Annotated in this window: 10 protein-coding genes; 2 read left to right on the top strand and 8 right to left on the bottom strand. The window is 64.6% G+C overall.

Annotated elements, in window-relative coordinates; translation table 11 throughout:
- Positions 1 to 19 precede the first annotated feature (19 nt).
- On the top strand, positions 20 to 241 hold the full coding sequence (locus IEX78_RS10810) for an MbtH family protein (protein ID WP_188828776.1): 222 nt from the start codon (positions 20 to 22) through the stop codon (positions 239 to 241).
- Here IEX78_RS10810 and IEX78_RS10805 read toward each other — a convergent pair.
- Genes IEX78_RS10805 through IEX78_RS10780 form a run of 6 tightly spaced genes read right to left on the bottom strand, consistent with a single transcriptional unit; the run spans position 238 to position 8,515 of the window.
- On the bottom strand, positions 238 to 1,470 hold the full coding sequence (locus IEX78_RS10805; RefSeq protein ID WP_188828775.1) for a TetR/AcrR family transcriptional regulator: 1,233 nt from the start codon (positions 1,468 to 1,470) through the stop codon (positions 238 to 240). The genes IEX78_RS10810 and IEX78_RS10805 overlap by 4 nt on opposite strands.
- Positions 1,471 to 1,482: 12 nt before the next feature.
- The gene (locus IEX78_RS10800) at positions 1,483 to 3,441 is read right to left on the bottom strand and encodes an acetoacetate--CoA ligase (protein ID WP_229683872.1); all 1,959 of its coding nucleotides are present in this window, start codon (positions 3,439 to 3,441) and stop codon (positions 1,483 to 1,485) included.
- A gap of 34 nt (positions 3,442 to 3,475) precedes the next feature.
- The gene (locus tag IEX78_RS10795; protein ID WP_188828773.1) at positions 3,476 to 4,291 is read right to left on the bottom strand and encodes an HpcH/HpaI aldolase/citrate lyase family protein; all 816 of its coding nucleotides are present in this window, start codon (positions 4,289 to 4,291) and stop codon (positions 3,476 to 3,478) included.
- A complete protein-coding gene (locus IEX78_RS10790) occupies positions 4,288 to 4,779 on the bottom strand; it encodes a MaoC family dehydratase (RefSeq protein ID WP_188828772.1) in 492 nt (163 codons plus the stop codon). Before IEX78_RS10790 ends, IEX78_RS10795 begins: the two co-directional genes overlap by 4 nt.
- Positions 4,776 to 6,872 carry an acetyl/propionyl/methylcrotonyl-CoA carboxylase subunit alpha gene (locus IEX78_RS10785; RefSeq protein WP_188828771.1) on the bottom strand — a complete coding sequence of 699 codons (2,097 nt, stop codon included), beginning with the start codon at positions 6,870 to 6,872 and terminating at the stop codon, positions 4,776 to 4,778. The genes IEX78_RS10790 and IEX78_RS10785 overlap by 4 nt, the downstream gene beginning before the upstream one ends.
- 5 nt (positions 6,873 to 6,877) lie before the next feature.
- On the bottom strand, positions 6,878 to 8,515 hold the full coding sequence (locus tag IEX78_RS10780) for a carboxyl transferase domain-containing protein (RefSeq protein WP_188828770.1): 1,638 nt from the start codon (positions 8,513 to 8,515) through the stop codon (positions 6,878 to 6,880).
- Positions 8,516 to 8,609: 94 nt separating this feature from the next.
- Between IEX78_RS10780 and IEX78_RS10775 the strand changes: the two genes are divergently transcribed.
- On the top strand, positions 8,610 to 9,209 hold the full coding sequence (locus IEX78_RS10775) for an SACE_7040 family transcriptional regulator (RefSeq protein ID WP_188828769.1): 600 nt from the start codon (positions 8,610 to 8,612) through the stop codon (positions 9,207 to 9,209).
- A gap of 13 nt (positions 9,210 to 9,222) precedes the next feature.
- Here IEX78_RS10775 and IEX78_RS10770 read toward each other — a convergent pair whose 3' ends face one another.
- Together IEX78_RS10770 and IEX78_RS10765 are read right to left on the bottom strand one after the other, a co-directional pair.
- Positions 9,223 to 9,942 (bottom strand): ABC transporter ATP-binding protein, encoded by a 720-nt coding sequence (locus IEX78_RS10770; protein WP_188828768.1) that lies wholly within the window; start codon positions 9,940 to 9,942, stop codon positions 9,223 to 9,225.
- A 12-nt stretch (positions 9,943 to 9,954) separates the two neighbouring features.
- Positions 9,955 to 11,013, bottom strand: coding sequence for an ABC transporter permease (locus IEX78_RS10765; protein WP_188828767.1), 1,059 nt, complete (start codon positions 11,011 to 11,013; stop codon positions 9,955 to 9,957).
- Positions 11,014 to 11,048 lie beyond the last annotated feature (35 nt).

Raw genomic sequence — 11,048 nt, 5'->3', positions numbered from 1 at the left:
TCAACCTGAGAGGACAACCATGTCTAATCCATTCGATGACGAAAACGCCACCTTCTACGTGCTGATCAACAGCGAAGGCGAGCACTCCCTATGGCCGACCTTCGCCGCCGTCCCCGGTGGGTGGACCGTCGCGTTCGGGGCGGCGTCGCGCAGCGACTGTCTGCAATACGTGGAATCGCACTGGCTCGACATGCGCCCCAACTCGTTGATCGCCGCGATGGCACGCGAAGGTGCCGCTTAACCAAGCAGCACCTTATGCACGAGGTGGCTTGCCCTCGCACGGCACGCGATCGGGTCATCACCGTAGGCCTGACCAAGATCGATCACCATCGCGAACGCCGCGTGCACAAGGAATCTCGCCTCCGCAGGGGATAGTTCGGGCCGCACGTCGCGAACCAGCCGTGCCCATTCCTGCACACTCAACCGCTGGATATTGCGCAGTACCGCCCGCTCATCGGCGGGAACGTGCCCAAACTCGGCGTAATAGACCACCGCCAACGCGCGCTCGTCGAAGGTGTCGCTGACGAATTGATCGATCAGCACCGCAAGCGCGCCCCTGCTGTCGCTTGTGCTGGCGATCGCGCGGCCGATCGCACTGGAAACGCCCTCGGCGGCACGCCGGAACGCGGCGGCGAGAATGTCGCTCTTGCCGCGATAGAACCGGTAAACCGCCGACGCGGCCGAAAGCCCAGCCGCGGTTGCGATGTCCTCCACGCTCACATTCGGGTACCCGCGCTCGTGAAACAGTTCAACCGCTTTGCGAAGCAGCAGTTCATGTTTGAACGATGGCGGGATCTGGACCCGAGTTGACGGGCCCGAACACGGTGCGGCAGGAGGCAATCCGGGTCGGGCGAGGGCGACACAGGCCGCGCCGAGTAGTCGCCCGACCGAGCGCGCGGGTAGTGCGGTGTGATGGTCGGCGATGGAAATGATCACGCCGAACATCGCGGTGGAAAGCATGCGGTGATCGGCGGGGGAGAGTTCGGGACGGAGGATGCTGAGTTGTTCGTCGAGTGCGACGAGGACGGCGGCGCGTTGTTCGTCGAGCACAACGCGGTCGGCAGGTTCGAGGTAGCGACCTTCCCAGCGCACGAGCGCGACCGTCGCGCGATTTTCGACCGTTGTCGCGGCGAGCCCATCGAGCATGCGTCGCAGGCATTCCGCTGGCGCATCATCCGCTGTGTCCGCCGCGTTCGACAGTTCGATTGCGGCAGTGAACGATTCGCTCACCCTGAGCAACTCGGTCCGGAATAACGCGTACTTGCTGGGGAAGTGCCGATATAGCGCGGCCGAAGAAATCCCAAGCCCGGCCGCGATGTCTTCCATGCTCACACCGTGATAACCGGACGCGCCGAACGCGATTGCCGATGTGGCGGCAATTTGGGCCCGCCTATTTTTGGGTCGTCGTCGCACTCCTTCGGTTGCCACCGCGCCGACCCCACGTACTCCACGAGACTCGCCGACATTCATGTGCAGAGTGTATTAGGCAACCCTCCCTGGACGGATCAGGGCGTACCAGTCAAGCAAGTTCGGGTCGTCAACCGCGCTGCGTTCCACCACCCGTGCGGGGTCGGCACCTTGGAACAATTTCTTGATCGGAATCTCGAGTTTCTTTCCGGTGCGCGTGTGCGGAATACCTGGTGCGACCTGGATTTCGTCCGGTACGTGGCGTGGGGAGACCGCAGTGCGAATCGTGGTGTTGATGCGATTCTTGAGGTCGTCGGTGAGCTCGAAACCTGGTGCGAGTACGACGAAGAGCGGCATCCAATAGCCGCCGTCGGGAAGTTCGACGCCGATCACAAGTGCCTCGGCAATCTCGGGCAACGCCTCGACCGCCTGATAGATGTCGGCACTGCCCATCCGAATGCCGTTGCGGTTCAGCGTGGAATCCGAACGGCCGTGTACGACTACGCTGCCGCGCTCGGTGATGGTGATCCAGTCGCCGTGTCGCCACACGCCGGGGTAGGTAGCGAAATAGGCGTCGTGGTAGCGACTTCCGTCTTCATCCCGCCAAAACCGCACGGGCATTGATGGCATCGGTGCGGTGACGACCAGTTCGCCGACCTCACCCTTGACCGACTCGCCTTGCTCGTCGAACGCGTCGAGCGCGACGCCGAGGTAGGGCGCGGACAGCTCACCCGGCCACACCGGCACTGTCGGTGCGCCACCGATGAACGCCGAAACCACATCGGTGCCACCGCTAATCGAGCTGACCTGCACGTGTTCGCCAGCGTTGTCGGCGAGCCAGCGCGCTGATGATTCGGGCAGTGCGGAGCCGGTGATGCCGACGGTGCGTAGTTTCGACAGGTCGTGATCAGTGCGGGGCGCCGAGCCTGCCTTAATGCAGCCGAGCACGTAACCGGGGCTTGTCCCCAGCACGGTTGCCTCAGTGTCGGCGGCCAAGCGCCACAGCGTGTCTGGGCCCTGCGCGGTTGGGCTGCCGTCGTAGGTGACGATGGTCGCGCCGGTGAGGAGTCCCGCGACCTGGAAGTTCCACATCATCCAGCTCGGGCTGGTGTACCAGAAGAACGTGTCGTCGGGCCCGATGTCGGATTGGAGCGCGACGGCTTTCAGGTGTTCGAGGATCACGCCGCCGTGGCCGTGCACGATGCCCTTGGGCAAACCCGTTGTGCCCGAAGAGAACACGATCCAGAGCGGATGGTCGAAGTCGACCGGGGTGGTTTCGATAATGGAGGCTTCGCCCGCATCGGCGGCGGCATCCGCCCACGCGATCGCGTCGGGGACGTCGAGGCCAAGTTGGTTGATGACGACGGTCGCACGCAGATCGGGGAGCCCAGCACGCAGGTCGGCGATGTCTTGGCGCTTGTCGTGGTCCTTACCGCCAAAGCGGTAGCCATCGGCGGTGACGAGCACGGTCGGGTCGAGCTGCCCGAGTCGGTCGAGGGCGGCCTTCGCCGAATAGTCCTGTCCGCACGCACTCCAGATGGCGCCGATGCTCGCGGTCGCGAGGAACGCGACGATCGCTTCGGGAACGTTGGGCAGGTATCCGACAACCCGGTCGCCCGCTTCGACCCCGTTATCTTTGAGCGTCTGCGCGAACGCCTTCACCGCGACGATCAGGTCGGTCCACGACACCTCCGTTGGCTCGGCATCTTCATGCAGCGCGAGGATGGCGGGTCGGTCGAACTGGGCCATCCGCACGACCTGGTCGACATAGTTCAGTTTCGTGCCAGGAAACCAGTTCGCCCCCGGCATCGTTGGTGCGTCGAGTACCTGGCCCGCTGTCTCGCCCAACTCGAAGTAGTCCCACAGTGCTTGCCAAAAGCCCGCGATGTCGTCGACCGACCACTGCCACAGCGACCGGTAGTCGGGGTAGGCGACGCCGGTGCGCCGACTCACGAACTCGGCGAAATCAGTGATGCGCGCCGATGCGACGTCGTCGGCGGTTGGTTCCCAGATTGGTTCGCATTGCGGCTGCACCGAACTGTTCTCCTCGCTGTTTGCTGCTTGTTGGTTACGTTGCCCGGCGCAGGATGCGTTCGGCATGGCGCAGCACGGGGGCGTCGACCATTGTGCCTTCGAACGCGAAAACACCCCGATGGTGCGGCACTTGTGCGAGTACCCGTTCTGCCCACGCTAACTCGTCGGGATCGGGCGCGTACGCGGCGCGGATCACCGGTACCTGACTGGGATGGATCGCGACTTTGGCGTCGAACCCAACCGCGACAGCGTCGTCGCTTTCCTCGGCGAGACCGTCGAGATCTTTGATGTTCAGGTACACCGAATCGAGGGCGAACCGACCAAAAGCTTTGGCCGCCAGCAGACTTGTGGCCCGGACGTGCTTGGCGACGTCGCGGTAGGTGCCGTCGGCGTGGCGGGACGAGTTGCCGCCAAGGCCGGCGACGAGGTCTTCGGCACCCCACATGACGCCGATGGCATTGTCGACCGCGACCGTCTCGGTGACCTTGATGGCACCGAGTGGTGATTCGACGAGCACGATGACCTCGTAGTCGCCGAGTTGCCGAACCTGTTGTGCTGCTTCACATTTCGGCAACATCACGCGGCGATACGGGGTTTGCTTGAGCGTTTCCAGATCGCGAGCGTAGTCGTCGGTGTCGGCGGCATTGACCCTGATAACGGTGTTGTCGGGGTCGAGCGTGGTAGCGAGAAGGGCTTCCCGCGCGGCGGCTTTGTCGGCTGCGGCGACGCCGTCTTCAAGATCAAGAATGACGACGTCGGCGGCAGCGGCAGCTTTGCCGAACCGTTCGGGCCGATCGGCGGGGCAGAACATCCAGGCGGGCCCGGTTGGCTGCCACGAGTTGGTGCTCATTCGCTCACCTCCGCCGGGGCGAGGCGGACCAAGGTTTGGCGGGCGGCCTCGGCGACCACTACGCCGTCCTGGTTGCGGGCGGTGTGGGTGAGGCTCACTACTCCCTCGCCCGGCCTGCTCTTCGACACCCGTTTGTCGGTGATGAGCGTTTCGGCGTAAAGGGTGTCGCCGATGAAGACCGGGGCAGGGAAGCGGATGTCCGAGAAGCCGAGGTTCGCGACGAGGGTGCCCTGTGTAAGCTGCGCGACCGACAGTCCGACCAGCGTCGACAGCGTGAACATCGAATTCACGAGTCGCTGGTTGAACGGCGGTTGCGCGTCGGCGAACGCTGCATCGAGATGCAGCGGTTGCGGGTTCATCGTGAGCGTCGTGAACAGCACGTTGTCGGCCTCGGTGACCGTGCGACCAGGCCGGTGCTCATAAATGGCGCCGACCTCGAACTCTTCGAACCACAATCCGCGCTGCACGATCCTGCGCACGTCGCTCATTTCGCGACCCCTTCCAATTCGGTTGAGGCGTTGGGCTTTTCGTCAGACTCGGCAATGATGCGAACGAGCACCTGGTCAAGCTTCACCTGGGTGCCCGGCTGTACGAGCACTTCAACGACACCGGCGACGGGCGCGGTGAGCATGTGCTCCATCTTCATCGCTTCGATCGCGACAACACGATCGCCGACGGAAACCGTCTGCCCGTTAGCGACCGGCAGCGCGACAACCGCGCCCGGCATCGGACTGCGCACCTCAGCATCGCCTACATGCCCGACGGCAGCGCGCGTGCTCGACGCGAGATCCTCAACGAGCGAAACAACGCGCCCGTCGGCGCCGAGCCAGATCCGCCCATCGGCGGATTCGGCAACGCGATAAACCTGCCGCAGCCCGTTGATGGTGAGGGCAAGCTCGTTTGCCTCGCTGCTGAGGAAGCGCGGGGAGAAAAAGACCGCGCCAGCCGCTGCCGTTTGTGCCGCGCCAACCGGGGCCGCTCCGGCGGGGTCAAGCACACTCACCACCGCTGACTCGGGCGTGCCGGTGATCGCGACGCGACGGGTGAGGTCGCCGACCCGCAAGGTGAGCACTGTCGGTGCGTGTTCGCCGAGCCGCCAACCCGACGGGATGGCCCACAGGTCGCCGCCGGGTGAGCTGGGCCAACGGCGCAACCATCGGGCTGCCGCTGCGGCGATGAAGTCGGCGTCGGTTGCCTCGGCCGGGCGGAAATCAGCGACGCGACGATCGAGCAGTTCGGTGTCGAGCCGACCCGCCTGCACATTGGCATCCGCGAGCAGGAAGCGCAGGAACTCGATATTTGTTGTGACACCGAGTAATTCAGTGCTGGCTAACGCGGAATCGAGCGTGCGCAACGCTTCGGCGCGGGTGTCGCCAAACGCGATGACCTTCGACAACATCGGGTCGTAGTCACTGCCGACAACCGTGCCTGCCGCGAGTCCCGAGTCAACGCGCACGCGTGCACGCGCGGGCTCAGCCAAACTCAGCACCGTGCCGCCTGTCGGCAGGAAGCCGCGACCCGGATCTTCGGCGTACACACGCGCTTCGATGGCGTGACCAGTGAGCTTGATGTCGTCCTGGTTGAGCGTGAGCGGCTGCCCGGCCGCGATCCGCACCTGCCATTGGACGAGGTCGACACCGGTGACCATCTCGGTAACCGGATGCTCAACCTGTAGGCGCGTATTCATCTCCATGAAAAAGAACTCGTCGGGTCGGTCGGCCGAGACGATGAACTCAACGGTGCCCGCGCCGACGTAATCGACACTGCGCGCGGTCGCGACGGCGGCGGCACCGATGCGCGCACGCGTTTCAGCGTCGAGCAGCGGCGACGGCGCTTCCTCGATGACCTTCTGATGCCTGCGTTGCAAGCTGCATTCCCGCTCACCAAGGTGCACGACAGCGCCGGATTGGTCGGCGAGAACCTGCACTTCGATATGACGCGGCCGAGTGACGAACCGTTCGATGAACAGCGTGTCGTCACCGAAGGCAGCACCGGCTTCGCGACGCGCACTCTGCAATGCGGCGGGAAGGTCGGCCGGGTTCTCGACCCTGCGCATGCCCTTGCCGCCGCCACCCGCCGACGGCTTGACCAGGACGGGATAGCCGATGTCGTGCGCGGCGACGATGAGTTGTTCATCGGTAAGCCCTGGTTCCGCGATGCCGGGAACAACTGGAACGCCGAACGCGGTGACGGTGTTTTTCGCGGTGATCTTGTCGCCCATGACCTCAATGGCCTTGGCCGACGGGCCGATAAAGCTGATCCCAGCTTTGGCGAGCGCGGCGGCGAACGCCGGATTCTCCGACAGGAACCCATAACCCGGGTGCACGGCTTGCGCACCGGAGCGCACGGCAGCGTCAACGAGCTTGTCGATCGACAGATAACTTTCGCGCGCGGGGGCTGGCCCGAGCCGCACAGCGACGTCGGCGGCGCGCACGTGACGTGCATCCGCGTCGGCATCGCTATAAACGGCGACCGAGCGAATGCCCATGTCGCGCAACGTCTTAATGACGCGCACCGCGATCTCGCCACGGTTCGCGACAAGGACAGTGTGGAACGTGCCGGTGACTGGAGAGTTGTTCATCAGACTCACATCCGGAAGACGCCGTAGGAAACGGGTTCGAGTGGCGCCTGCGCGCACACCGAAAGGGCAAGGCCAAGAACAGTTCTCGTGTCTGTCGGCTCGATGATGCCGTCGTCCCACAGTCGTGCGGTCGCGTAGTACGGGTTGCCTTGGGTTTCGTACTGCTCGCGAATCGGTGCCTTGAACGTTTCGGCTTCTTCGGCTGTCCACGGTGTGCCGGACTTCTCCAGCTGCTCGCCGCGCACGGTAGCAAGCACGGAGGCAGCCTGTTCGCCACCCATCACCGAGATGCGGGCATTGGGCCACATCCACAGGAAGCGAGGGGAGTAGGCGCGACCGCACATCGAGTAGTTGCCCGCGCCATACGAGCCGCCAATCACCACAGTGAGCTTCGGGACCCGCGCGCAAGCGACGGCGGTGACCATCTTGGCTCCGTGCTTGGCGATACCGCCGGCCTCGTAATCGCGCCCGACCATGAAGCCGGTGATGTTCTGGAGGAAAAGCAGCGGGATCTTGCGCTTATCGCACAGTTCGATGAAGTGCGCGCCCTTCATCGCTGACTCGCTGAACAGCACGCCGTTGTTGGCGACGATGCCGACCGGATGACCGTGGATACGTGCGAAACCGGTGACGAGGGTCTTGCCGTATTCGGCCTTGAACTCGTGAAAGCCGTTCTCGCCGTCGATGATTCGATCGATGACCTCATGCACGTCGTAGGGCGTGCGCGCGTCGACGGGCACTACGTCGTACAGCTCCTCTTCGGACTTGGCCGGTGGGGTACTCGGCTCGACCGCCCACGGCGCTTCCGGCCGAGGTCCAAGCGTGCCGACGATCTCGCGCACAATGCGCAGCGCGTCGGCATCGTCTTCCGCAAGGTGATCGGTAACGCCCGACGTCCGTGAATGCAGCAGGCCGCCACCGAGCTCCTCGGCCGAAACCACTTCGCCGGTCGCGGCTTTCACCAGCGGTGGTCCGCCAAGAAAGATGGTGCCCTGGTCGCGCACGATGACAGCCTCGTCGGCCATCGCGGGCACATACGCGCCGCCAGCGGTGCACGAGCCGAGCACCGCGGCGATTTGGGCGATGCCGCGCGCGCTCATATTTGCCTGATTGAAGAAGATGCGACCGAAGTGTTCGCGGTCGGGAAACACCTCGTCCTGCCTCGGCAGGAAGCCGCCCCCTGACTCGACGAGGTACACGCACGGCAGGTTGTTTTGCGAAGCGACTTCCTGTGCGCGCAGGTGCTTCTTGACCGTGATGGGGTAGTACGTGCCGCCCTTGACGGTTGGGTCGTTGGCGAGAACAAGGCATTCGCGGCCGGCGATACGGCCGATGCCCGCGATAACGCCAGCGCCGGGGCATTCGTCGTTGTACATCCCGTTCGCCGCCAGCGGGGCAAGCTCAAGGAACGGGCTGCCCGGATCGAGCAGGCGCTCGACGCGCTCGCGCGGCAGCAGTTTGCCGCGCGCGACGTGGCGCTCCCGCGACTTCTCCGGCCCGCCAAGCGCGGCCTGCGCGGTGACGGTGCGCAACTCGGCAACCAACGCCGCGTGCGCCGCGCGGTTGGCTGCTACGGGGTCGGCAATGGGCGTATCGGCACCGGCTGCCGAATCCGGTGTTGCCGCGTTGTACGTGCGCGTCATCTCGCGATCCTGTCGATTCGGTTAACGGTCGATAACTGAAAATCAGGTTAATCTTGACTAACCAACTTGTCCAGAGTCGTGGAGGTTTCCGCCAGTGGAAACGCAAGCGCCGACCACCGGTACCAAGCGTGAACAAGCCAAGGCGCAGCGGCGCGAGCAACTACTCGATGCGGGCGCGCGGCTGATCGCCGACCGAGGCTTTCTTGGGGTTCGCCTCGATGACCTCGGTGCTGCCGTAGGCATCAGCGGCCCCGCCGTCTACCGCCACTTCGTGAACAAGGAAGCTTTACTCGTTGAGCTGTTGGTTGGCGTGAGCGAGAAGCTGCTCGCCGGCGGCCGCGAGGTGATCACCGAATCTCCGACGGCCACCGCCGCACTCGCGGCCCTAGTGGAATTTCATCTCGACTTCGCGTTTGGCAACCCCGACCTGATCCGCATTCAAGATCGCGACCTGGAAAGCGTGCCCCCTGCTGAGCGGCGCGTACTTCGCCGCACCCAGCGTCAATACGTTGAACTGTGGGTGGAACTGCTGCGCGAGTTGCACCCCGGGTTAGCCGAAGAAGCCGCGCGCATCCGTGCCCACGCGACTTTCGGCCTGATCAATTCCACCCCCCACAGCGCGTCCGCCGCCACCGCCGCGAAGGCGCGCCCGGTGTTGCGGGCGATGGCACTAGCCGCCCTCGCCGCCGACTAACTACGCGCGCCGCTCACGCTGTGAGCGGTACCGGGTGTACCTGCGAGAGGTGCCCGTCGACCATGCGGTAAACGCTGTCCATCCGGTCCAGATGTGTGGTGTCGTGCGTGACCAGAAGCGTGGCCGTGTGGTGCTGCCGCGCGACGGTGGTGATGAGGTCGAGGATGGCCGCGCCGCGTTCAGAATCGAGCGCGCTCGTCGGCTCGTCGATGACCATCAGCGCGGGTTCGTTCATGAGTGCGCGCGCGATATTGACGCGTTGACGCTGACCGCCCGACAGCTGTGCGGGACGTTTGTCGGAATGCGCGGCGAGGCCGACGGTATCGAGCAATTCCAGTGCTCGTGCGTGAGTGTCCTTGCGCGAGCGGCGCTTTCGAATTTCAAGATGGTCGGTAACGGTCAACTGTTCGACGGCCGTAAGCGCGGGAATGAGGTTGGGCTGTTGGAAGACGATGCCCATCGAAGTGCGCCGCACCTGCGCTGCGGCGCGCCTGTTCAACTGTGCCAAATTGATTGGCCCGCAATCCGTTTCGAGGATGATGGAGCCCGAATCAGGGCGGATCAGGGTGGCCGCGACGGCCAGCAGGCTCGATTTCCCTGAGCCCGACGGCCCGGTAATCGCGGCGACAGCGCCGCCCGGCACATGCAGGTTTACGCGGTTCAACGCGGTAAGCCGGTCGACGCCATCGGGATAGGTGAGCGTGACATCGGTGATGGTGAGAGCGTTTGGCATGGTCGTGACTCCTTAGCGGCTTGCCCCAAGGGCGGTCAGCGGATCAGTGGTGAACAGGAAACGCAGGGAGAGCGCGGCCCCAATAAGGCCAAGAACAATGAGCGCGACAGCGGGCACGAGCGTGGTGGTTATCGAGAGCACGAACGGAACGGCATCGCCCATCAGCGTCGCGCTGAGCGCGGTGATGCCGAGCCCGGCGGCGACTCCGACCGCGAGCACGATCGCCGCCTGCGCGAGCGCGTCGACGACAAGCGACGACGTTGTTGCGCCGAGCGCTTTCAGCACCGCGATATCGGGCTGACGTTGCACGGTCCACACGGTGAAGAACGCGCCAATGACCAGCGCGGAGATCGCGAAAAGCAACACCGTCATGAGCGTGAGCGAACTGTTTTCGGCCTTGTACGAACCGATCGCCTCGACGGCGTCGCCCGCTGCGACCGTTTTCGTGCCAGCCGCCGCATCGAGACTTGCCAGATCAGTTCCGTCGCGCACCTCGCCCGACACCGCGAGCACCGTCGCCGCACCCGAGCGTGGACTGATGGCCTGCCAGTCGCCAAGCGCAGCCCAGATGACCGGGGTGTGGCTGTACCATTCGTCGCCCGACACCGCGGCGACGGTGAATTCGCGACCGGACAGCGATACCCGTTCGCCTGTCGCCGCACCTAGCCCCTTGGCCGCTGCCGAGCTGAGTACCACCGCGCCCAGTGCGGTTGCGGGACGTTTGCTGAATGCTGACGCGTCGCCACCGAAAACCGCGACCTGCAGCGGGGCGGACCCGGCGTGCTCGGCTCGCGAACGAGAAATGCCGATCGCGTTGACCGAGGCGGCCGATGACCACTGCGCGACCTGGGCTTCGGTCAGTGATGACGCGTCGAACGACGGGTCGGTACCCGAATCAGCGAAGACGATGGACTTAGCGGAAACGCCCTGAATAGCGGAGATGTTCTGGTGTGCGAGGCCAGCGGTGAGCCCACTGAGGAAGCTCACCAACACCGCGACTAAGCCGACGACGACGGTGATGAGCAGAAAGCGACCTCGGGCGGCCCGCAGGTCTCGGAGTGCGACGAACATGCATCAACAATGCGGCCTCCGCGACCCGTTTTCAT

The organism is Nocardia camponoti, from assembly GCF_014646135.1.
GTDB lineage: Bacteria > Actinomycetota > Actinomycetes > Mycobacteriales > Mycobacteriaceae > Nocardia > Nocardia camponoti.
The sequence above is the reverse complement of the archived record's forward strand: the minus strand, read 5'-3'. Positions and strand labels throughout refer to the sequence as shown.